Origin of the sequence: Alkalicoccus chagannorensis DSM 18086, assembly GCF_000429725.1 — a bacterium.
Classification (GTDB): Bacteria; Bacillota; Bacilli; order Bacillales; family Salisediminibacteriaceae; genus Alkalicoccus; species Alkalicoccus chagannorensis.
In genome coordinates, this window is the sequence record NZ_AUCK01000016.1 from 1 (window position 1) to 23,421 (window position 23,421).

A 23,421-nucleotide genomic window follows, 5' to 3' on the forward strand; every position below is an offset into this window, starting at 1 on the left:
GGTTTTATGAAACGATGTTTTCAGTTGAGTCACCCATTCCAACAAAGCACGGAATCCAGAATACCTGTTATCGAACCGAAAGGCTTCGGCAAGATCAATACCGCGGTCATCCTGAGCCCGGGCGTAGTTGGTTTTTTTCGCAATATCAACACCGATAATCAATGTCTCTGAATGGATTTGCTTGATGTTTTCGTTTCGGTTATAATTCATTCGTGAGTCCTCCTTGGAAGTAGTTAGGGGTCCTTTTCGCTGATCAGCTTTGGACACCTTGTATCCTACCAGGAGGGCTCTTTTTTTGACAAACCCCAAATTACTTCAATACAGGAATGCTTTCTTATACTAGAACAAAAACGCGCAGCGTCTTTTGGTCGGAACGGCGTGCATCGTCGCTGCAGGCTTTTCAAGGGAAGAACAGGTTCTACGTTCTTCCCGCGCAGCGTAAGATGCCGCCGTCCCCTTGTATGAAAACTTATACATTACATTCTGTAAAAAAGGAAGAAAATAGTGCTTGCGCACAATTTTCTTCCTATACAAATCCGGGTTTTATGCCTTATTCCTTTGTTATTTCTCTTCATTATACGGCGAAATATCCTCTACAGCAATGTTTTTGTAATCTGACGAGAGATCCTTCTTCGTCATCCGGCTGTACCGCTTCTCACAGTTCAATTTCGTATTTCTCGATCTTTTTGTACAACGTGCTTCTCGTGATGCCGAGAATCTCTGCCGCCTTCGAAATCGTCCCGCTCTCCTGGAGCGCTTGGACGATGGTACTCTTCTCCACTTCATGCAGATCCAGCGAAGTGCCGGCGCTTCGTTCATACGGTGCTTCCAGCTGAATGGCCTCCGGTCCGATGAACGGCTCATCTGTATAGAACAGCGCCTGCATCAGGACACTTTGAAGTTCCCGTACATTCCCTGGCCAGCGGTGGGCTTCCAGCTTTTCGAGCGCTTCGGGACAGAGCGTTCTGCTGCCCTCGCCGAGCTGTTCCAGCAGCACCCCGCACAGCGTCTGCAGGTCCGTGCGCTCCCTCAGTGGCGGCAGCGTTAAATGAATCCCTTTCAGACGGTAGTATAAATCTTCCCGGAAGCGCCCTTCCTCGACTTCCCTGCGGAGGTTTTTGTTCGTTGCGGAAATAATCCGGACATCGATCGGAATCGGCTTGATCCCTCCGATGCGGGTGATGGTTTTCTCCTGGATCACCCGCAGCAGTGCCCCCTGGGAATGAAGGGGCAGATCGGCGATTTCATCGAGAAAGATTGTTCCTTGATGAGCGGCCTCAAATTTCCCTGTGCTGCGCTGGGCTGCACCGGTAAAGGCCCCTTTCTCATAGCCGAAGAGCTCGCTCTCCACCAGCTGCTCGGGGATCGCACTGCAGTTGAGCGCGACAAACGGGCGCATGGCCCGTATTCCGGCAGTATGTACTGCCTGTGCCAGCAATTCTTTCCCGGTTCCGCTCTCTCCGTAGATGATCACAGGATAATCCGAACCGGCTGCCCGCTCCGCCAGCTGTTTCACCCGAAGAATGGAGGGACAGCTTCCGGCGATATCATGGAAAGTGTAAAGATCGCTGCGCGTTTCTGGATGCAGAATCATAAGCGAGCGCCGGGAGATCGTGCTGCCGGACATACCTTTATATCCCGCCGGCAGTTCTTTACCGATAATGTGGCTGCCGAGCATTGCTTTAGCGCGGTCATTGGCTCGGATGACATACCGGTTGTCTTTCAGGGTCACAAGGGGAAGCCCGGCGAGCTTGGATGTTTCCTCCAGTTCCCGGAGTAGAAACTGCTCTTCTTCGGAACGGCTGTCCGCCCGCATGTGTGCCTGCAGGGCATCTGAGATGGTGCTCGTCAGACTGAGCAGCAGCGGATGATAATTTTCTTTCTGGGTGCTGATATTCACGGCGCCGCAGAACGTACCGTCCGGTGCATACACTGGACTCGCTGCACATGTCAAAAAATGATGATCCTGATAAAAATGGTGCTCTCCATGGATGACGACCGGCTGTTTTTCCTGCAGGACTAGCCCCATCGCATTCGTTCCTTTCGATTCTTCCGACCAGTTGGTGCCGACATCCAGTGCCTCATCCGCGGCAGCATCGCCAATTCTGCCGGCTCTTAATAAAATCCAGCCTCGGTAGTTCACCAGAACTGCGGTATACGCCCGGCCGGCCATCGCCTGCTCGAGATGTTCGAAAATAGGCCTTGCGTGGAGCAGAAGCGGCTCGTGCCTTTCCAGTACGGCAGCCAGCCGCTCCCCTGCCAGCTTTTCTTTATCAACGGAATCCAACGGAGATAATCCTGACTGCTCACAACGTCTGCGGGATGCTTCGATCAGCGCTCGGTCCAACCAGATATCCTCCTTTAGGTGACGCAAGAAAATTCAGATAGTTCTGTATGATTATTATACACCACTGTCTTTATTTTAAACATATAACCATACCTGCACAAAAGAAAGCGCTTACGAATGCGGCATTTCGGGTTGGCATGTATCTTGCATAAATTATAGACAGTCGATCTCTGCCCAGTGGAGGTGGACAAACTATCCAGGAGGGTGATTATGCATGGCAGGTAACCGCGGAGTTGCGTATATTGAACCAGGAAAAGTAGAAATTCAGAACATTGACTATCCGGATCTCGTACTGAGAGACGGCCCGGGGGTCAATCCGCTGAACGTCGGCAGAAAATGTGATCACGGGGTCATTTTAAAAGTTGTTACAACAAACATCTGCGGCAGCGACCAGCACATGGTGCGTGGACGTACGACCGCACCGGCCGGGCTGATTCTCGGACATGAAATTACCGGGGAGATTGTTGAATGCGGACGAGATGTTGAATTCATGAAAGTCGGCGACCTCGTTTCTGTTCCGTTTAATATCGCCTGTGGACGATGCCGCGCCTGTAAAGAACAGGACACGCATATCTGTCTGAACGTCAATCCGGAACGACCGGGTTCTGCGTACGGCTATGTTGATATGGGTGGCTGGGTCGGCGGTCAGTCGGAGTATGTCATGGTGCCATATGCAGATTTCCAGCTGCTTCGCTTCCCAGATAAAGATGCGGCGATGGATAAGATTCTCGATCTCACCATGCTCTCTGATATCTTCCCGACTGGTTTCCACGGTTCCTATAGTGCCGGTGTCTCCCCGGGTAAAACGGTCTACATCGCTGGTGCAGGTCCGGTCGGCCTTGCTGCAGCTCACTCCGCTCAGCTGCTGGGTGCTTCCACCGTTATCGTCGGCGACTTGATTCAGGAACGACTCGATCAGGCGAAGAGCTTCGGCTGTGAGGTCATCAACCTGCGTGATCACGACGATGTCGGGGAGCAGATTGAACAGATTCTCGGCACACCGGAAGTGGACTGTGCTGTCGATGCGGTTGGGTTTGAAGCCTCCGCACACGGGGCAGGAAACGTCGAAGCACCGGCAACCGTCCTCAACTCCATCATGCAGATTACCCGCGCCGGTGGTAAGCTCGGGATCCCAGGTCTGTATGTCACCGGCGACCCGGGTGCTTCGGATGACGATGCAAAAGAAGGTACGCTGAAAATCCGACTCGGCCTCGGCTGGGCAAAGGCGCATACGTTCGTGACGGGCCAGACACCGGTGATGCAGTACCACCGCTACCTCATGAAGTCCATTATGAGCGGCAGAGCCCAGATCGCTAAAGCAGTCAATGCTACGGTGATCTCGCTCGACGATGCCCCACGCGGCTACCAGGAGTTTGACGGCGGTGCTTCCAAGAAATTTGTCATCGATCCGCACAACAACCTGCGCAAGTAAGGGTACGATGGTCGTTGATCAACATCTCGCAAAAACAGCTCTAAATAAGTGAAAAACGCTTCCGATGGTCCAACATGGATCATCGGAAGCGTTTCGTTTATCTACAGCCAACATAACACTGCCACCCATCGATATACCGGTGTTCCGCACAGCTGCATTCAGAATTCCAAACATGGCAGCGTTGAACGGCCTCTTTCTATCGCTTTTTCACGTTGGCGGCACTCTATCCGTGACGCTGAAAAATACGTCAAAAGCTTGTTCTTATATAGATGCTGGGGGGGGTTGTTCACGGCGAAAATGGCTCCTCTGTCCGCCGTCGAAGAACTGCGTCGATCGCAGAACGATCTCGTTCATCCCGTCTCCAAAATGGATGGAGGACGAAACGACAACCATGCGGAAAGGAGGCCGTACAGCGGTTTTCGTGAAGGCGGTCATGCGCGTTCCTGCACCAGTGCCTTCATCCCTTCCTGCATGCGAAGAGACACAAGCGGATCCGGTCGGATGCCGTGCGTCGGGCGGAACCAGACGTGCCGGCCCAGTTCGGCGAGGATGATGACGGTTTCCATCAGAGCAAACCTGGAACCGATACAGCTTCTTGCCCCGCCGCCGAAAGGAAAATACCCGAAGGCCGGCGGCTTCGCTGCGCCAGGCGCAAATCGTTCCGGCCGGAACTGATGCGGCGCTTCAAATACGCGCGGATTCCGGTGTATGGAGTACGGGCAGATCATCCATGTACTCCCGGCTGCAAACGTCTCTCCTCCAATCTGGACATCCTCGGCAGCTTCCCGGTATATGAGCCATGCCGGCGGATACAGACGCAGTGCTTCTTTGACGACCTGCTCTGTAAAGGGCAGTTCCTGCAGCTGCTCATACGGTTCTGTCAGTTCCACGCTCGACACCTCTTCTTGAAACCGGGCCCTCGCCTCCGGGTTTTGGGAAAGAAGATACCATGTCCAGGTAAGCAGATTGGCGGACGTTTCGTGTCCGGCAAGCAGCATCGTTACCATCTGGTCCCGGAGCTCCTGCCGCGGGAGTTCGGTCCCCGCTGCTTCTTCCAGTAGGTCCATCATCGTTCCCTTCCCTCTATTTTTTTCAATAAGCGGCTCTACGGTACGGTTCAGCGTGCGTACCGCTGCCTGATGGCGCAGATTGGAAGCTGTCGGCACAAACGAGGGAAGCAGTACCGGCGACATGAGATTGCCTGCTGTCTCTCGAATCGTCGTATCCACGGCTTCAGCAATTTCCTGTTTGCGGTCTTCAACGTCGGCATGGAACATGCACCGGCAGATGATGGTAAGTGTCAGCTGCATCATGTTTGCATCGAGCTGGACCGTTTTTTGCCCGCGGATTTCTTCTGTCATTTTCTTTGCTTCTTCCAGCACGATCCGGCTGTAGCTGCGGATCCGCTCTTTGTAAAACACCGGCTGAAACTGCCGGCGCTGCTCCTGGTGCTGCCTGCCCTCACTGGAGAGCACGCCGTGACCGATCGTTCTTTCCAGCACTTCAGACGTCCTTCCTTTTCTAAAGGAGCTTCCCTGCGTGACGAGTACCTCCTGGATCAAGTCCGGATCAGAGAGGACATACGACGGTGCTTTCCCGGTTCGCAGCCGCACCAGCCCTCCTTCTTCCTGCATACGCAGAAAGAATGCTAGTGGATCGCGGCGGAACTGCAGAAGATTTTCAATGCGGGACGTGGTTAATTCAGTGACGCTGCTCATCTGGCTTTCTCCCCTTCCTCCTGTTCCTTATTCCCCGTTTGCGAAGAGATGAAGCCATCGTCTCCTCCTGTTGTTACTCAACGGAACAAAATCGCAAAGCGCCTTTTGGTCGGAACGGCGTGCGGAAGCGCTGCAAGCTTTTCGAGGGAAGAAAACGTTCTTTGTTTCTTCCCGAGCAGCGCATGGAGCCGCCGTCACACTATATGAAAACTTATATATTCCTATCATGGAACAAAAGCGCAAAGCGCCTTTTGGTCGGAACGGCATGTGGAAGAGCTGCGGGCTTTTTGAGGGAAGAATGGGTTCCGCGCAGTGCACGAAGCGCCGCCTTCTGTCCGGGCACACCAAAAAGCCGTATGTCTCTTTTATGAAGAGCGGCATACGGCTGCCGTGTCGAAAAAAGGTACTTCGGCTGAAAGACACGGCTTCTTTGATGCTTACAAAGCGGGTCGGCCTGCTGCAAATGGGAGACGCTTGACCTCGGCAAGCGGGCGGCCTGGAACTATGGCCGCGTCGCTTCCTGATTTTTTTGAGCCACATGCGTTTTTTTGAGCCGGCCCGCAGCAGATTTGGGCCGCTTCTTGTTTAGTTTGGGACGCTTAGCTCCCACGGTTGAGTCACATGCCATAACCGCTCACCCATACCAGGCAGATGCTTTCTGCAGGACTTCCCTACATACGTCCATGCCTTGGGGAAGAAGAGATGTTCCGACTGTGCTTCTGCGTTTACTCGTCCCAAGAAGCCCCACCCCCGCTGTTCCTGTGCCGCCGCCTTCTGTCCGGGCACGCCAAAAAGCCGTATGCCATGCTCTTTTATGGAGAGCGGCATACGGCTGCCGTGCCGAAAAAAGGTACCTCGACCAAAAGGCACGGCTTCTGTGACGGTTTCTTATTTTTTCAGTGCGCGCTGGCCAATATCCTGGCGGTAGAACATGCCCGGCCAGTCTTTCTGCCGGAGGACGTCGTATGTCATCTGGAGCGCCTCCTGCAGCGTCGGAGCCTGAGAAGCCAGCAGAAGCACACGCCCGCCTTTCGTTTTCCAGCCGACTTCCTCGCTGTTGACGGTGGTGCCGGCATGGAAGAACTGCTGTATTTCATCCGAGCGTGTCATTGGCATCGTAAACGGAATGCCTTTTTCGTAAGTACCCGGATATCCTTCTGAAGCCAGAACGACGCCGGCACAGGCGTTGCTGCTCCACTGCAGCTCCGGCTCTTTTCCGTCCATGACATCCAGCAGCACCTGGACGAGGTCGCTCTCGAGCCGCGGCAGAATCACCTGGGTCTCCGGATCACCGAATCGGACATTAAATTCAATGACCTTAGGACCTTCTTCCGTAATCATCAATCCTGCATAAAGAACCCCGGTAAAGGCAATCCCTTCCTGCTCCAGTGCTTCGGCCATCGGACGGAGAATCGTCTTTTCTGCCTGCTCGAGCCACGCCCCGTCCAGGTGAGGAACGGGCGAATAGGCGCCCATGCCGCCGGTGTTCGGACCGGTTCCTCCGTCAAAAGCCCGCTTATGGTCCTGGGCGGTCACCAGCGGGACGACACTGGTGCCGTGGACGAGAGCCATGAAGGAAAGCTCTTCTCCTTCAAGGTACTCTTCTACCACGACCGAGGATCCCGCCTCACCGAAGGCTTTCTCCGTCATGGCGGCATCGACCGCTTCGATGGCTTCATCCATGGTAGCGGCAACCGTCACCCCTTTCCCGGCTGCCAGACCATCCGCCTTGACGACGATAGGGGCTCCCTGCTCCCGAATGTAGGCTTTCGCCTCTTCGGCGTCCGTGAAAGCAGCGTAGGCTCCGGTCGGGATATTGTATTTGTGCATGATTTCTTTTGCGAACTGTTTGCTGCTCTCCAGCCGGGCCGCTTCCGCGGTGGGACCAAAGACGCGCAGGCCTGCCTGCTGCATCCGGTCGGTCAGCCCCGCTGCAAGCGGCGCTTCCGGACCGATGATCACCAGTTCCACCTCTTCATCCTGCGCTGTCTGGACGAGAGCCTCCTGATCCTCTTCTGCCACGTCCAGGACGCGGCAGTCCATGATTTGGCCCATCGCATCGCTTCCGGGTGCGATCAGTACTTCATCGATCACATCGGAATCCGCCATTTTCCATGCCAGCGCATGCTCGCGGCCGCCGCCGCCGACTATCAATACATTCATAGGGAACCTCCTGCTGTTCATTTCGGATTGAATTTTTAATGTTTAAAGTGACGGACGCCGGTAAAGACCATGGCAATCCCGTACTCATTCGCCATATCAATCGACTCTTGATCCCGCTTCGATCCGCCGGGCTGGATGACAGCCGCAACGCCGGCTTTGGCAGCAGCCTCCACGGTGTCGCCCATCGGGAAGAACGCATCCGAGGCCATGACACTGCCTTCCGCTTCTTCCCCTGCTTGTTTCAGTGCAATTTCCGCGGCCCCGATCCGGTTCATCTGACCGGCTCCGATACCGATGGTGCGGTCTTCTTTCGCCAGCACGATCGCATTGGATTTCACGTGCTTGACGACTTTCCACGCCATCTTCATCTGTTCCAGCTCCCGGTCCGATGGTTTCCGGTCCGTTGGGATCGTGACTTCCACGTCTTCGTACGTGAGCGTGTCCGTCTCCTGCATCAGCGCACCGCCGGATACTGTCGTCACTCGACTTTCTCCAGCATAGTGGCTCTCCAGGTCGATTTCAAGCAGACGAAGGTTCTTCTTCTCCATCAGAATCTTTTTTGCCTCCTCGGAGAACGAGGGAGCGAGAATGATTTCGAGGAAAATCTCTTTCATCTGAGCTGCAGTTTCTGCATCGACTTCCCGATTGCAGGCGACAATTCCTCCGAAAATCGAAGTCGAATCTGCGGCATAGGCTTTTTCATATGCCTGCTGGATGTCTCCGCCGACGCCGACCCCACAAGGATTCATGTGTTTAATCGCAGCGACTGCCGGCTCCTGAAAATCACGGATGACCGCAATGGCTGCATCGGCATCGTTGATGTTGTTATAGGAGAGCTCCTTCCCGTGCAGCTGTACCGATCGGGCAATGGAAGCTTTGCTGGAAAGCGGACGTTCATAGAAAGCCGCATTTTGATGCGGGTTCTCCCCGTACCGGAGGGTCTGCTTGAGATTGTAGGTGCGCGTTACCTTCTCCGGCGCTTCTTCCCCTACGTATTTCGTCATATACTCGGAAATCAGCGCATCGTAGGCAGCCGTGTGGCGGAATGCTTTCGCGGCCAGCTTCTGGCGTGTCCGGTGCATCGTTTCTCCTGTTTCCCGAATTTCATGGAGGACCGGTTCGTAATCGTCGGCATCGACGATGATGGTGACGTCTTCGTGGTTTTTGGCCGCTGAACGGATCATGGACGGCCCGCCGATATCAATGTTTTCTACGGCATCCTGGAAAGTAGACGCAGGATCCTCAATGGTCTGCTGGAACGGATAGAGATTCACGATCACGTAATCAATCAGACCGATCTCTTCCTGTTCCAGCGCCGCCATATGCGATTCGTTGCTGCGGACACCGAGAAGGCCGCCATGGATCGCCGGATGCAGGGTCTTCACCCGTCCGTCCATCATTTCCGGAAATCCGGTCACTGCCTCGATGCCGATGACTGGAATGCCGGCTTCCTGCAGCATGTTCTTCGTGCCGCCGGTAGAGATGATCTCCACGCCGGCATCGGCAAGTCCCTGCACAAAAGCGGTAATATTCGTCTTATCCGATACACTAACTAATGCTCGTTTCGTCACTGTTGTCCACGCTCCTTCAGGCTCTGTTGAAACTGTTGTACAGCCTGCGGATACAGTACATGCTCCACCTGCTGTATTTTCTTCTGGAGACTCTCTTCCGTCTCCGACTCTTCTATTGTAACAGGTTTCTGGGCAATAATTGGCCCCGTATCCATTCCTTCATCTACAAGATGAACCGTTGCTCCCGTGACTTTCACTCCTGCCTCCAGCGCCTGACGCACGGCATGAAGGCCCGGAAATGACGGCAGCAGCGAAGGATGGATGTTCAGCATCCGACCGCCAAACGCGCGCAGCAGCTCCGGTCCGGCAAGCCGCATGTAGCCGGCGAGCAGAATCAGCTCAACACCGATCCGCTTTAATTCAGCTGTAAGCGCTCGTTCATAGGCTGCTTTGTCCTTATAATCCGATGGCCGCACAGAAAAAAGCGGAAGGCCCAGCCGCTCCGCTCGCTTTTCCACTCCTGCGCCGGGCCGGTCACAGACGATCAGTACCGGCTCCAGGTTCACCTTACCTTCACGTGCAGCAGCGACGATGGCTTCAACGTTGCTGCCGGATCCAGAAGCAAAAAGTGCTGTTCTCATGAAAAATCCTCCCCGTCGGTGATGCGGAGTCCGCTTTTGTTCCGGACACGGCCGATAACGACCGGCTTCTCGCCGTTTTCCTCCAGCTTCTTCAGCACAGACTTCTGGTGATCACGGTCCACTGCGAGCACGAACCCGATGCCGAGATTGAACGTGCCCTGCATATCTTCCTGGCTCAGTCCTCCAGCTTCCTGCAGCCAGTCGAACACGCGGGGACGGGACACATCACTGAGATCGATATCCGCGCCATAATCGCCGAGCATCCTCGGAATATTCTCCACCAGGCCGCCGCCGGTAATGTGGGCCGCGGCATGGATAGAAGCATTCCCCAGCAGTCCTTCCAACGCCTGTTTATAAATTCTCGTCGGCGTCAGCAGCGCTTCCCCCAGCGACATATCTTTAGCGAAAGGGGCCGGATCATCCCACTGGAGCCCCTGTTCAGCAGTAATCCGGCGTACGAGGGAAAACCCGTTGCTGTGAATCCCGCTCGAGGCGAGCCCGATGAGTACGTCCCCGCGTCCGGCTGTCTGCCAAAGCGCTTTTTTATCGGCTGCTCCCGTGACAAAACCGGCTACATCATACTCCTGTTCTTCATACAAATCCGGCATCTCGGCAGTTTCGCCGCCGATCAGGGCACAGCCCGCTTCCCTGCAGCCGGCTGCGATGCCGGAGACAACAGCTTCCACGCGGGCCGGATCATTTTTGCCGAGCGCCAAATAGTCCAGGAAAAACAGCGGCTCCGCGCCCTGCGCGAGGATGTCATTGACACACATGGCCACGGCATCGATCCCGATCGTGTCGTGCTTGTCGAGCTGCTGGGCAATGAGCAGCTTTGTCCCGACCCCGTCTGTTCCAGAAATGAGCACCGGTTCGTCATAGCCGAGCCGGCTGATATCAAACATACCACCGAAACCGCCGAGACTGCCGAGCACTTCCGGACGATGTGTGGAACGCACGTGACTGCCGATCCGCCGGACTCCTTCATACCCTGCTTCTACGTCAACGCCGGAGCGTTTATAGGCATCTACCATTTATCTGCCTCCCACTACTTTGTCGTACGGATGATCAGCTTCTGGAAAGATGTCTGTCGGATAATTCCCAGTGAAGCAGGCAAGGCACTGTCCGCAGTTCGGGGATGGATCATCCCGGCCGATCCCTTCTTTCAATCCGTCGATACTGAGATACGAGAGCGAATCAGCACCAAGTTCTTCCTGGATCTCCTGTACAGATTTCGTCGAGGCGATCAGCTCGCCCTTCGTCGATGTATCAATGCCGTAGTAGCACGGATTGATGATCGGCGGGGAGCTGATACGGACGTGGACTTCCGCTGCGCCCGCTTCGCGAAGCAGTTTGACAATCCGTCGCGCCGTTGTTCCGCGTACGATGGAATCGTCGACCATGACTACCCGTTTTCCTTCGACGACGCCGCGGACGGCAGACAGCTTCATCTTGACGCCTTGTTCGCGGAGGGCCTGGGAAGGCTGGATAAACGTCCTGCCGACGTACCGGTTTTTGATTAACCCGAGCTCATACGGCACGCCGGTTTCTTCTGCATAGCCGATGGCGGCAGAAATACTGGAATCCGGTACACCGGTGATGACGTCGGCTTCTACAGGGTCTTCTTTTGCAAGCTGCCGGCCGAGATTCTTTCGTGCCATGTGAATGTTCACGCCGTCGACATTGCTGTCCGGACGGGCAAAATAAACATACTCCATGGAACAGAGCGAGCGTTCTTTCGGAATGGAGAAACGATCGATCTGCATTCCGTCGTCGTCGATGGTGATCAGCTCACCGGGCTGCACTTCATGAATGAATTCAGCACCGATGATATCGAATGCACACGTTTCCGAGGAGACGACGTACGCATCGCCGATCCGGCCGATCGACAGTGGACGCAGTCCGTCAGGATCCAGCGCCACGATCATGGCATCTTCAATCAGGCAGGCGAGGGCATAGGCCCCCTTGACCATCGACAGCGCGTTCTTGATCGAATCACGCAGATCCGGATAGCCGCTCCGTTTGATCAAATGTGCGATGACTTCCGTGTCGGACGTTGTTTGAAAAATGCTTCCCTGATGCTCCAGCTGATGTTTCAGCGCCGAGGCGTTTACGATATTGCCGTTATGGGCCAGGGCAAGACTGCCGGTCTGCGAATTGAACTGCAGTGGCTGGCAGTTGATAAAATCACTGTCTCCTGCTGTCGTATAGCGGACATGGCCGATGGCGCCGTGACCTTTCATCCTGTCCAGCTTCTCCTCTGTAAACACGTCGTTGACCAGTCCCATGCCTTTCTGGACTTTCAGCTGCTCGCCGTCCGTGACAACAATACCGGCGCCTTCCTGACCGCGGTGCTGCAGACTGTGCAGCCCGTAGTATGTTAAATGGGAAGCTTCTACATGTCCCCAGACGCCGAATACGCCGCATTCTTCGTTCAGACCTTTGATTTCAGTGCGCATGCAATCGCCCCTCTCCAGCTGTCTTCCAGCTGTGCTGCTTCTGTGTTGATGACGTTCTCTCCGCTGCTGCTTCTGATGATCAATCGGTTCTCGTCTGTCACTTGGCCAATCCGTTCCAGTCCCGGTACGGCTGCTGCAAGCGCCTCCCGCTGAGAAGCAGGGGCCGTCAGCAGATAGCCGTTCGTCCCTTCAGCAAACAGGGCAGCCAGTGTATCGTCATGCGGCAGGTCAATCTCCATGCCGAGCGTTGTTCCGAACAGCTTCTCTGCGAGTGCACAGGCGGTACCGCCTTCGCTGATGTCATGCGCTGAGGAGATGCCTGTCCGCACAGCCTCCAGCACCCCGGCAATCCATGCTTTTTCCTGCTGCAGATCCACTTCCCGGACAGGCCCGAAAATCGAGCCTTCCTGCAGCTTCTGCAGTTCACTGCCGGCAAAATCCGGCGTGATGCGGCCGAGGAAATAGACATCATCCCCCGCCTGTTTCACGTGTTGGGTCGTAATATGATCGAGATGATGAATCAGCCCGACCATGCCGATTACCGGCGTTGGATACACCGCTCCTTTGGCTGTTTCGTTATACAACGACACATTTCCGCCGACGACCGGCGCTTCCAGCTCCCGGCATGCCTCGCTCAGGCCGTCCGTGGACCGTTCGAGTTCCCAGAAGATCTCTGGGTTCTCCGGACTTCCGTAGTTGAGGCAGTCGGTCACGCCGAGCGGTTCGCCCCCGGAAGCGGCGATGTTCCGCGCTGCTTCAACTACTGCGCGCTTTCCGCCTTCGTACGGATCGAGATATAAAAACCGGGAGTTGCAGTCGGTCGTCATCGCGAGTGCTTTGTCTGTCCCGCGGAGCCGCAGAACCGCACTGTCTGATCCTGGCTGTACGACCGTATTCGTGCGTACCATGTAATCATACTGATCGTAGACCCACTCCTTGCTGGCAATCGTCGGCTGCTGCAGCAGGGATTCGAGTACGGCTGCATAATCCGTTACTTCCGGACGGTAGTTCATCTGCTGAAAACGCGCGAACCGTTCCGGTTCCTGTGAAGGCTGGTGGTACACAGGTGCTTCCTCTGCGAGGGCATCCACTGGTACGTCCGCAGCCGTCTTCCCTTCGTGGAGCAGTGTCAGCCGCTTATCATCGGTAACTTCTCCAACGTTGACGGCATGCAGGCCCCACCGAGCAAAAATATCATAGAATTCCTGCTCGCTTCCTTTTTCTACGACTAGCAGCATGCGTTCCTGGGATTCCGAGAGCATCATTTCATACGGCGTCATGTGCTGTTCCCGCTGGGGCACGAGGTCAAGGTTCATCGTGATGCCGGATCCAGCCTTACTCGCCATTTCCGCCGACGAAGAGGTGAGTCCGGCTGCCCCCATGTCCTGGATGCCGACGAGCTTCGGATGACGGACGGCTTCCAGACACGCTTCGATCAGCAGTTTTTCCATAAAGGGATCGCCGACCTGCACTGCCGGCCGCTTCGATTCCGAGTCTTCGCTCAACTCCTCCGACGCGAACGTCGCTCCGTGGATGCCGTCTCGGCCGGTGCTCGCGCCGACGTAGAGGACAGGGTTCCCGATTCCTTTGGCCTGGCCTTTCTGAATGTCCGCATGGTCGATCAGCCCGACGCACATCGCGTTGACGAGCGGATTGCCCTCATAGCATGGATCAAACTGGACTTCACCGCCGACTGTCGGAATTCCGACGCAGTTGCCATAGCCGGATATACCTGCTGTTACGCCTTCGAACAAATAGTTCACACGGCCGGAGCCGAGTTCTCCGAATCGGAGGGAATTCAGCAGCGCGACCGGTCGGGCTCCCATCGAGAAGACGTCGCGGATGATCCCGCCGACCCCTGTCGCTGCACCCTCATATGGTTCCACGGCGGATGGATGGTTGTGGCTCTCGATCTTAAACACAACGGCCTGTTCATCATCGATGTCGATCACGCCGGCGCCTTCCCCGGGCCCCTGCAGCACGCGGGGTCCTTCGACCGGGAATTTCCGGAGCAGTACTTTGGAATTTTTGTAGCTGCAGTGTTCCGACCACATGACGGAGAACAAGCCGAGCTCCGTATAGTTCGGCAGACGGCCGAGAATGTCTGTAATCGATACGAACTCATCATCTTTGACGCCCATGTCGTGATACAGCTTGTCTTCCTGAATTTTTTCTGCCGATGGCTCATGTAGTAGCTGCATGGTTTTCCCTCCATTGTTTCACTATCGATGTAAACAAGCGCAGTCCGTCATCCGAGCCGAGCAGTTTTTCTACAGCCCGCTCCGGATGAGGCATCATGCCGAGGACATTTCCCTGTTCGTTCGTAATACCGGCAATGCTGCCGACGGAACCATTGATGTTGTCGTCGTACGTGAAGAGAATCCGGTTCTCCTCTTGAAGCTCCTCGAGCTGGTCCTCGCTGCAGTAATAGCTTCCTTCGCCGTGGGCCACTGGAATCCGGATATGTTCGCCTTTGTCATAGCCGGTCGTAAACATCGTATCTGCCTCTTCCACCTTCAGGGTTACCGTTCTGCAGATGAAGTGCAGCCCCTCGTTCCGTCGCATCGCTCCCGGCAGCAGGCGGCTTTCGAGAAGAATCTGGAATCCGTTGCATACACCGAGCACCGGCTTCCCTTCTTCCGCGAAACGCTGGACTTCGCTCATGATGGGGGCAAGGTGGGCAATCGCACCTCCTCGGAGGTAGTCGCCGTAGGAAAATCCGCCCGGGAGCAGAACCGCATCCATGCCTTCCAGGCTTGTTTCGTCATGGCGGACGTACACTGCTTCTTCACCGATCCCGTCGATGACCGCGTGGTACATATCGACATCACAGTTGGAGCCCGGGAAGAGAATCACTGCAAACTTCATTGCGCGACAACCTCCTCCAGCTCAAACGTATAATCTTCAATGACCGGGTTGGCGAGCAGCTTTTCACACATCTCTTCCATCTGCTGCTCCGCCTGTCCTGGTTCGGCTTCGATCCGAAGCTGAATCATTTTCGAAATGGTGGTGCCGGATACATTGTCATAGCCGAGCTGCTGCAGAGAATCCTGTACGGCGCTGCCCTGCGGATCCAGAACACCGCTCTTCCACGTCACATACACCGTTGCATCATACGTTTTCGCCATCAGGGGTTCCTCCTAGTCGTTGTAAAATCTGTTCATAGACGTCCTGCAGGCCGCCATCACCAAAGCGGAAGACATCTTTATCGAGTGATTCGCCTGTTTCCTGGTCCCAGAGACGGCACGTATCGGGGGACACTTCATCGGCCAGCATGAGTTCGCCGTCCGGTGTGCGGCCGAATTCCAATTTGAAATCAACCAGATCCAGGCCGGCATCGGCAAAGACATCAAGCAGGGCGCTGTTCACGGCCCGAGCCATGTCCTCCATGCTGCGCAGTTCCCAGGGCCATGCCAGCTGCAGCTGCGCAATATGGGCCTCGTTCAGCAGTGGATCGCCGAGGTCATCCTGCTTGTAGTAAAACTCGATCACCGGCGGCTGCAGCACAGTGCCGCGTGCCAGCCCGGTTCGCCGGACGATACTGCCGGCAGCGGTATTACGTACGACCACTTCGAGCGGGACGATATCCACACGGCGGACGAGCTGCTCCGTATCCGAGAGACGTCGGACAAAATGGCTCTGGATCCCTTTTTCCTGCAGAAGCTGGAACAGGCGGGAGCTGATTTCATTGTTCAGCCGGCCTTTCCCCTCCAGTACTTCCTTCTTCTCACCGTTGAATGCGGTCGCTTCGTCTTTGTAGACAATCCGCAGCACATCCGGCTCCTCTGTCTCAAACACCTGCTTGGCTTTTCCTTCATATAAACAACGCTGCCCCATTGTTGGTATGCCCCTTTCGTCTTAAGAGAGTCCGAGACGGTCAAAAATCATGTCGACTTGTTTCAAGTGATGCTTGTAATCGAAGCACTCGTCCAATTCTTCGCTCGTTAATCGTGAGGTGACGGCTTCATCTGCCTCGACCAGTCCGCGGAACGGCCGGCCTTCTTCCCATGCCTGCATCGCTTTCGGCTGAACGAGATCATACGCTTCTTCCCGGGACATGCCTTTATCGATCAATGTCAAAAGCACCCGCTGAGAGAAAATCAGCCCATACGTTGCGCCCATGTTGCGCTCCATGTTCTCTGGGAAGACGGTCAGCTTCTCGACGATCCCTGCAAAGCGGTTGAGCATGTAGTTGATGGCTGTTGTCGCATCCGGGAGCATGATCCGCTCGGCGGAAGAATGGGAAATATCCCGCTCATGCCAGAGGGCGACGTTCTCATAAGCCGTAACAACATGGCCGCGGAGAATGCGGGCAAGACCGGTCATGTTTTCCGAGCCGATCGGATTCCGTTTGTGCGGCATCGCGGAGGAGCCTTTCTGCCCTTTCGCGAAAAACTCTTCCACTTCCCGCGTTTCGCTCTTCTGCAGGCCCCGGATCTCGACAGCCATCTTTTCAATAGAAGAAGCGATGAGAGACAGTGTCGCAATATAGTGGGCATGGCGGTCCCGCTGCAGCGTCTGTGTGGAAATAGGTGCTCGTTCCAGCCCGAGTCCGCTGCACACATATTCTTCGATGAATGGATCAATGTTGGCATACGTTCCGACGGCTCCGGAAAGCTTGCCGACGCGGATCCCTTCTGCCGCCTGGCGGAAACGTTCCATGTTCCGCTTCATTTCTTCATACCAGAGGGCCAGTTTCAAGCCGAAGGTGGTCGGCTCGGCGTGAACGCCGTGCGTTCTCCCCATCATGACGGTGTACCGGTGCTCTTCGGCTTTCGCTTTCAACACGGCAAGGAAACGCTCCAGGTCCTTCTCGATGATGTCGTTTGCCTGTTTCAGTGTGTAGGAGAGGGCGGTGTCGACGACATCGGTGGACGTCAGGCCGTAGTGCACCCATTTTTTCTCTTCTCCGAGTGTTTCCGACACGGCTCTCGTGAAGGCAACCACATCGTGGCGCGTTTCTTCTTCAATCTCCAGAATACGCGCCGTATCAAACGAAGCGCTCTGCCGGATTTTCTGCACGTCCGCTTTTGGAATTTCTCCCAGCTCCGCCCAGGCTTCACAGGCGAGAATTTCTACTTCCAGCCACGCCTGATACCGGTTGTCATCCGTCCAAATCTGTCCCATCTCGGGTCTTGTATATCGTTCAATCATGATTTATGCCTCCTGATTTATGTCCATGTTCCATACCGGTGAAGCGTCGAGTTCTGCGAGGATGTCGCCGGTATGATCCGCCATAAAGGTGACGTGCCCCATTTTCCGGTTATGTTTCGCTTCTTTCTTTCCATACAAATGCAGATGGCCTGTCGGGAGCCGGCGGTGCTGCTCCAGATAAGATTCGACGTGCTGTCCGAGCAGATTCACCATGACGACCGGCTTCAACAGCTCCGTCGACCCGAGCGGCCAGCCGCAGACAGCACGGATATGCTGTTCGAACTGCGACGTCTCGCAGGCATTGATCGTAAAATGGCCGGAATTATGCGGGCGGGGCGCTATTTCGTTCACATAGATGCTCCCGCCAGCAACGAACATCTCCACCGCGAGTGTGCCAACCAGATCGATCGATGAGGCGAAGCGGAGCGCCAGTTCCTGGGCCTGTTCCTGCAGATCCTCCGAGAGACGCGCAGGGACGATGGTTTGATGAAGAATGCCGCCGCGGTGCTTGTTTTCGGCTGTTGGGAACGTGGTGATTTCACCGTGGACACTGCGCGTGACGATGACGGAAATTTCACAGTCGAAATCAAGCTTCTCCTCGATCACAAGTGGCGCCGCCGTGCAGAGGGCTTCCCACGCTGGAAGCAGCGCTTTTTCATCTTCTATGATGCGCTGGCCTTTCCCGTCATAACCGCCACGCGTGGTTTTCAGAACAGCCGGATACCCAATCTCTTCAACGGCCTCCAGCAGCTCCGCGTATGTGTGAATGCCTCGGTAAGGAACGACCGGTATATCGAACGACGTGATCGTTTCTTTTTCCGCGAGCCGGTCCTGGCTGATCCGAAGCAGGCGGCTGCCCTGCGGCAGGTATAGGGTCTCTTCTAAAAAATCAGCGGTCTCTGCGGTGATATTCTCAAATTCATAGGTGAGCACATCGCATTCATCCGCCAGTATCTCGGCTCCGCTGCGGTCGTCATAGCCTGCTGTGACTTCTTTGTCAGCGACCATGCCGGCAGGTGAGTCCGCATTCGGCTCCAGTACGGCGATCCGGTACCCCATCTCTCTGGCGGATAGCGCCATCATCCGGCCGAGCTGACCTCCGCCGAGGATACCGATCACGGAGCCCGGTGCGATCCATCGTCCAGTCATGACAGCTCCCCCGTTTCGAGCACTTCTTTTTCTTTCTCTTTTCTGCGTCGTTCCAGTGCATCGTGAATCTGTTCATCATGGACACTGAGCTGTCTGGCCGCAAGAAGTGCTGCATTGACGGCGCCGGCTCTGCCAATAGCCGTTGTGGCGACTGGTACGCCCGCCGGCATCTGCACGATCGACAGCAGGGAATCCATGCCCTGCAGTGCTTTGGACTCCACCGGTACGCCGATGACAGGAAGGCTGGTCTTCGCCGCTGTCATTCCGGGCAGGTGTGCGGCTCCTCCAGCTCCAGCAATGATGACCTCGAGCCCGCGGTCTTTCGCCTCTTCTGCATACGTGAACATTCTGTCCGGTGTCCGGTGCGCCGACACGACTTCCGTCTCGTGCGGAACGCCTAGCTCCTGAAGTGTATCCACGGTATGCTTCATTGTTTCCCAATCCGATGTCGAACCCATGATCACGCCTACTTTTGCTTTCATATTTACCCTCCAGACTTCCATTTACAGCAGACCAGACGCGCGCTTCGGTGATGCTGCGCAGCTGATTCTGCTTGATTCAACAAAAAAAGTGTCCTATCATCCGCCTGCGCCTGAGCTTGAGGGAACGATAAGACACATGCCTGTGACAGAAAACCTGACGCCCGTCTGCGGGCATGAGGAGAGAGGAGACGCATATACGTCCCATCGCTGCTGTCGCTTTGTATCTCCGCTCCTCATAGTCTGCTGGTTATGGCCGCAGGTAGAGACTCTCGGGCCCGATTCCCGATATTATATGAGGTGCTGTATGCAATCTGCTTCTATCATAGCAGGAGCTGAATCAGCCGGTCAACTTTTTTCGAACATTTACACCTCTCCGGCGAATCATTGTTCGTATTTAAGTGATGAAAAACCGCGATCACTCGTCTGACAACCTTCCTTCAAACACAATTTGCTGATAGGCCGTCTCCACTCCTTCTTTCGTCTCCTGCAGAACGGGCTCCTCCATGCGGCGCACCGGATGGTAGCCTTCCTTCTCCATTCTGGCCAGACACTCCGTAATAGATTCACCTTTTTCCACGACGAACTTCTTCTTTTTTTTCTTCTTCTCTGTCATCTTAACGCCCCTTTACGTAAAATCGCGCTCTGTCATCTGCCTGTATTATACCGCACGCCCCTCCCTGCCGAAAATACCATTTCCGGCTGCAGCACCGGAAACGGCGGACAAGAGAGAATAGAAAAGCGCGGGGCGCTGCTGTCCAATCAGCGGAAAGCATGAGCACACCGTTTGTTACCGCAGCGGACGAAACTGTCGTGTTCCGCACGAGCACTTCTCCTCCATTCACGAAAAAAAGCCCGCACCGGAAAATCCCGGTGCGGACGCTCACGAACAGAGGAAGCAGCCTTACATGATAACCTCTATTCCTGTTTTCTTATTTATCGTCTGGGCCTCTGCGGTTTTGCTTCATCCGCTCGAGAAGTTCTTCCATTTCATCGACGATATCTTCTTCGCTGCGCTGATCGCGCGGTTCTGGTTTTTCCTCCGGAAGCGGCTGCCGCTTCTCCTCACGGGAGAGGCTGCTGCGCTCTTCCGGCTCCGGCAGAATACGGTCTTCCGGTTCCTGCGCCGCAGTACCGGCTTCTACCTTCGGTTGGTCTTCTTCTTTTTCAAAAAGGTCCCTGCGGTAGACGATTTCTCCGTCCGGCGTCATATACTTCTTGTTCATGGATCTCGTTGTTTTATCAAAGAAACTGTAGATCACTGGGATGACAAACAAAGTCAGGAACGTACTGCTGACCAGACCGCCGATGATGACAATCCCCATCGGTTGAATCAGTTCGGCCCCTTCTCCGATTCCAATGGCCAGCGGAAGTACACCGAGAATGGTCGTGAGCGCTGTAATAAGAATCGGCCGGGCACGGTCCTGTACTGCCATGACAATCGCATCAAGCGGGTGCATGCCCTGTTCCTTTTTCTGATTAATATAGTCAACAAGAACAATCGCATTGTTGACGACAATACCAGCAAGGACGATGATCCCGATGAATACCATGACGCTCAGCGGGTTCTGCGTAATGGTCAAGGAGAGCAGCACCCCGATAATAAAGAGCGGCACCGTAAACATGACAACAAACGGATGCTTGAAGGACTCAAACTGCGCTACCATCACGAGGTAGATAAAGATCAGTCCCAGTACGAAAGCGAGAATAATATCGTCAACAGCATCATCCAGCAGCTGCTGATCCCCGCCGACGATAAAGTCCGTTTCATCAGCAAGGTCCGCTTCATCGATGGCATCCTCCACGATAACTCCCGCTTCTGCCAGACTGAGATCGGAAGCGTAACGGACATCAATGTCCACGGCACGTTCCATATCCGATCGGTTGATGGTGGCCGGTCCTTCCCCTTCTTCCACGTCGGAGATGGAGGACAATTCAACGAAATCTCCCTCTGCTCCCGGGATCAGGATACTGCCGAAATCGTTGACGCTGCTCAGAACATCATCTGGATACAGCACCAGGACATTGGTTGTCCCGTTATCTTCTGTTTCCAGTGTGATTGCAGGCAGGCCGGACGTAGCATCGTTGACGGCCATGCCGACTTGAGCCGGTGTGAGGCCGACTTCTCCGGCTTCGTCCCGGTCGACCGTCACCTGAAGCTCAGGGGCTGTGTCATCCTCAGAAGAATCCACCTGACGAATATCGGCTTCATCTTCCAGAATCGAGACAACATCGGCTTCGGCTTCAAGCAGGCGTTCATCATCGCTGTCCTGCAGCGTGAACGAGAAGGTGTTCGGATCTCCACCGAGACCGGCCTGGGAAAAGGCGTTCACCGTAATGTCCGGCGTGTCATCGGTATCCTCAATATCCCCTTCAATCCGGTCGATCAGTTCAAACGAGCTGACGTCACGGTCCGAGGCGTCCACCATCGTGACGATGATCTCTGCCGTGTGGCTTTCTTCTGTAAAACCGCCCTGCGACGAGCTCGACCCGACGGTGCTGAGATACGACTCGATCTCAACGACATCATCTAATTCTTCTTCGATCAGCTCCACGGTTTCCAGGGTTCGGTTCAACAAGGTTCCCTGCTCATGTTCTACCTCAATAATGAAGGCACCTTCATCAGACTCCGGCAGGAAATCCACTCCCTGCGTCGTGAGGCCGAACACGCCGACAACCAAGGTTAAAATGGTAATGCCGAGCACAACAGCACGACGGCGCATCGTCCAACGGGAAGCTTTCTCCAGCTTCTGCATGTATGGCTTCTGCTTCCGTTCCGCTTCCATATCGTACTCCGGCGTCGTCAATATTCTGCTCGCCAGCATCGGCACGATGGTTAGAGCGACAAACAGCGAGGCAAACAAACTGAATGCAACCGTGATCGCCAGCGGCGCAAACAAATCTCCGACAAATCCGCTGACAAAGACGATCGGCAGGAAGACAGAAGCTGTTGTCAGCGTAGACGCTGTAATCGCACCTGCCACTTCTTTCGTCCCGTCGGACGCTGCCTGTTTCGGCTCTTTGCGCATCGACAAATGCCGGTAGACGTTCTCAATAACGACGATGGCGTTGTCCACCAGCATCCCGATACCGAGCGCCAGACCACCGATGGTCATCAGATTCAGGCTGATGTCGGTAAAGAAGAAAAGCGCGAAGGTCGTAATCACGGATAATGGAATCGCCAGTCCGATGATTAATGGTGTCTTCAAGTTTCGAAGGAAAGCGAACAGGACAACCATCGCGAGAACCGCACCACTGATAAGAGCGAGAAGGACACTGTTGATCGCCTCGTCAATAAACTCCCCTTCATCGTAAAGAATGACGGCTTCCAAATCGTCATAATTATCGTCTTCCAACAGCGAATCCAGTTCTTCCCGGAAGGCTGTCGCCGCACCGGATGTATTCGCGTCTGATTCGAACATGACGTCAAGCTGAATCGATGGATCCTGATTCAACCGGGTAATCACGGTCTGATTCTCTGTGTTTTCTTCTACATCCGCCGTGTCACCGACCGTGATCTCCTCACCGGTCTCCGGATTCTGCGTGACGACAAGTTCTTCCATATCTTCGATGGATCCAATTTCACTGAGGATTCTCGTCGTAATCGTTTCTTCATCGTCCTCATCGATGATCGTTCCACCGGGAACAGATGTCTCACTCGCCTGAATGGCTTCCGCGACATCGTTCTGGGTGATGCCGTTTTCCTCCATCACATCAAGATCAAGGATTACTTCCACTCGTTCTTCGAGCGTTCCGGCTTCATCCACCTGAGCAATATCATTTACTCTGGTCAACTCCTGCTGCAGATCCGCTACGGTATCCTGAAAATCCGTCACGTCCTCACCGGAGGAGGCAACCGCCAGCTGAACCGCCGGGAACATGGAAGGATCAAACTGCAGAAAGTTCGGTCGTCCGGCATCATCCGGCAGGTCGACCTGGTTGATCGTCGTATTGATTTCGTTCTCCACTTCGCTCACAGATGTATCCGCAGAAAATTCCAGAATGATGATAGAGGAACCTTCCTGTGATTGGGAGCTCATGTCATTTAAACCGGACACGGAGGATAAATTATTCTCCAGCGGTTCCGTGACATCTTCTGCCACCTCGTTCGGCCCTGCTCCCTGATACGTTGTTGCCACGGCAGCGACCGGTGCGTCTACGTCCGGTACGAGCTGCGTCGGCAGCCGCGTCAAGGACACACTCCCGACGAGCAGCAGGATGATCATCACTACAATGGTGAATTTCGGTCTTCGGATTGAAAAATCCCATAGCTTCATGCTGTATGCCTCCATCTTCATCTCGTTTCAGTATTTTTTGGTTTCATTACCCAACAACGTGTTGTACGATAATAACAGTATCACAAAATAGTTG

17 protein-coding genes, 1 pseudogene and 1 riboswitch are annotated in these 23,421 nt (G+C 54.9%); of the genes and pseudogenes, 1 reads left to right on the forward strand and 17 read right to left on the reverse strand.

Translation table 11 applies throughout. From position 1 onward, the window contains the following. Both G477_RS0109850 and G477_RS0109860 read right to left on the reverse strand, forming a co-directional pair. Positions 1 to 210 (reverse strand): annotated as a pseudogene (locus G477_RS0109850) (IS110 family transposase); the annotation flags it as partial. A gap of 445 nt (positions 211 to 655) precedes the next feature. Further along, positions 656 to 2,347, reverse strand: coding sequence for a sigma-54-dependent Fis family transcriptional regulator (locus G477_RS0109860; RefSeq protein ID WP_035211774.1), 1,692 nt, complete (start codon positions 2,345 to 2,347; stop codon positions 656 to 658). A 214-nt stretch (positions 2,348 to 2,561) separates the two neighbouring features. On the opposite strand from G477_RS0109860, the gene fdhA reads away from it, so the two are divergent. Then, complete coding sequence (fdhA, locus tag G477_RS0109865; RefSeq protein ID WP_026697814.1) at positions 2,562 to 3,779, forward strand: formaldehyde dehydrogenase, glutathione-independent; 1,218 nt, start codon at positions 2,562 to 2,564, stop codon at positions 3,777 to 3,779. Positions 3,780 to 4,210: 431 nt separating this feature from the next. On the opposite strand, the gene G477_RS0109870 is transcribed toward fdhA, so the two are convergent. From G477_RS0109870 to G477_RS0109945, 15 genes are all read right to left on the reverse strand, one after another. After that, the gene (locus G477_RS0109870; RefSeq protein ID WP_026697815.1) at positions 4,211 to 5,497 is read right to left on the reverse strand and encodes a cytochrome P450; all 1,287 of its coding nucleotides are present in this window, start codon (positions 5,495 to 5,497) and stop codon (positions 4,211 to 4,213) included. Between the two features lie 888 nt (positions 5,498 to 6,385). Next, a complete protein-coding gene (purD, locus tag G477_RS0109880; RefSeq protein ID WP_026697817.1) occupies positions 6,386 to 7,660 on the reverse strand; it encodes a phosphoribosylamine--glycine ligase in 1,275 nt (424 codons plus the stop codon). A gap of 35 nt (positions 7,661 to 7,695) precedes the next feature. Then, complete coding sequence (gene purH / locus G477_RS0109885; protein WP_026697818.1) at positions 7,696 to 9,231, reverse strand: bifunctional phosphoribosylaminoimidazolecarboxamide formyltransferase/IMP cyclohydrolase; 1,536 nt, start codon at positions 9,229 to 9,231, stop codon at positions 7,696 to 7,698. Further along, positions 9,228 to 9,812, reverse strand: coding sequence for a phosphoribosylglycinamide formyltransferase (gene purN / locus G477_RS0109890; RefSeq protein ID WP_026697819.1), 585 nt, complete (start codon positions 9,810 to 9,812; stop codon positions 9,228 to 9,230). Before purN ends, purH begins: the two co-directional genes overlap by 4 nt. After that, positions 9,809 to 10,843 (reverse strand): phosphoribosylformylglycinamidine cyclo-ligase, encoded by a 1,035-nt coding sequence (gene purM / locus G477_RS0109895; RefSeq protein WP_026697820.1) that lies wholly within the window; start codon positions 10,841 to 10,843, stop codon positions 9,809 to 9,811. Before purM ends, purN begins: the two co-directional genes overlap by 4 nt. After that, entirely contained in the window at positions 10,844 to 12,268 is a 1,425-nt protein-coding gene (gene purF / locus G477_RS0109900) for an amidophosphoribosyltransferase (protein ID WP_026697821.1), read from the reverse strand. Further along, the gene (gene purL, locus G477_RS0109905; RefSeq protein ID WP_026697822.1) at positions 12,244 to 14,469 is read right to left on the reverse strand and encodes a phosphoribosylformylglycinamidine synthase subunit PurL; all 2,226 of its coding nucleotides are present in this window, start codon (positions 14,467 to 14,469) and stop codon (positions 12,244 to 12,246) included. The genes purF and purL overlap by 25 nt, the downstream gene beginning before the upstream one ends. Next, positions 14,453 to 15,136, reverse strand: coding sequence for a phosphoribosylformylglycinamidine synthase subunit PurQ (gene purQ / locus G477_RS0109910; protein ID WP_026697823.1), 684 nt, complete (start codon positions 15,134 to 15,136; stop codon positions 14,453 to 14,455). The genes purL and purQ overlap by 17 nt, the downstream gene beginning before the upstream one ends. Further along, positions 15,133 to 15,396: a phosphoribosylformylglycinamidine synthase subunit PurS gene (purS, locus tag G477_RS0109915; RefSeq protein ID WP_026697824.1), complete on the reverse strand. Its 264-nt coding sequence runs from the start codon at positions 15,394 to 15,396 to the stop codon at positions 15,133 to 15,135. Before purS ends, purQ begins: the two co-directional genes overlap by 4 nt. Beyond that, on the reverse strand, positions 15,380 to 16,105 hold the full coding sequence (gene purC, locus G477_RS0109920; protein WP_035211777.1) for a phosphoribosylaminoimidazolesuccinocarboxamide synthase: 726 nt from the start codon (positions 16,103 to 16,105) through the stop codon (positions 15,380 to 15,382). The genes purS and purC overlap by 17 nt, the downstream gene beginning before the upstream one ends. 21 nt (positions 16,106 to 16,126) lie before the next feature. After that, positions 16,127 to 17,422, reverse strand: a complete 1,296-nt coding sequence (gene purB / locus G477_RS0109925; RefSeq protein WP_026697826.1) for an adenylosuccinate lyase — start codon at positions 17,420 to 17,422, stop codon at positions 16,127 to 16,129. Positions 17,423 to 17,425: 3 nt separating this feature from the next. Continuing rightward, positions 17,426 to 18,571 (reverse strand): 5-(carboxyamino)imidazole ribonucleotide synthase, encoded by a 1,146-nt coding sequence (gene purK / locus G477_RS0109930; protein ID WP_026697827.1) that lies wholly within the window; start codon positions 18,569 to 18,571, stop codon positions 17,426 to 17,428. Next, a complete protein-coding gene (purE, locus tag G477_RS0109935; protein ID WP_026697828.1) occupies positions 18,568 to 19,053 on the reverse strand; it encodes a 5-(carboxyamino)imidazole ribonucleotide mutase in 486 nt (161 codons plus the stop codon). The genes purK and purE overlap by 4 nt, the downstream gene beginning before the upstream one ends. Before the next feature lie 216 nt (positions 19,054 to 19,269). After that, a riboswitch (purine riboswitch) is annotated at positions 19,270 to 19,369 on the reverse strand. A gap of 99 nt (positions 19,370 to 19,468) precedes the next feature. Further along, positions 19,469 to 19,666 carry an NETI motif-containing protein gene (locus tag G477_RS0109940; RefSeq protein ID WP_026697829.1) on the reverse strand — a complete coding sequence of 66 codons (198 nt, stop codon included), beginning with the start codon at positions 19,664 to 19,666 and terminating at the stop codon, positions 19,469 to 19,471. Positions 19,667 to 19,982: 316 nt separating this feature from the next. Continuing rightward, positions 19,983 to 23,327 (reverse strand): efflux RND transporter permease subunit, encoded by a 3,345-nt coding sequence (locus tag G477_RS0109945; protein ID WP_026697830.1) that lies wholly within the window; start codon positions 23,325 to 23,327, stop codon positions 19,983 to 19,985. Between the last annotated feature and the right edge of the window lie 94 nt (positions 23,328 to 23,421).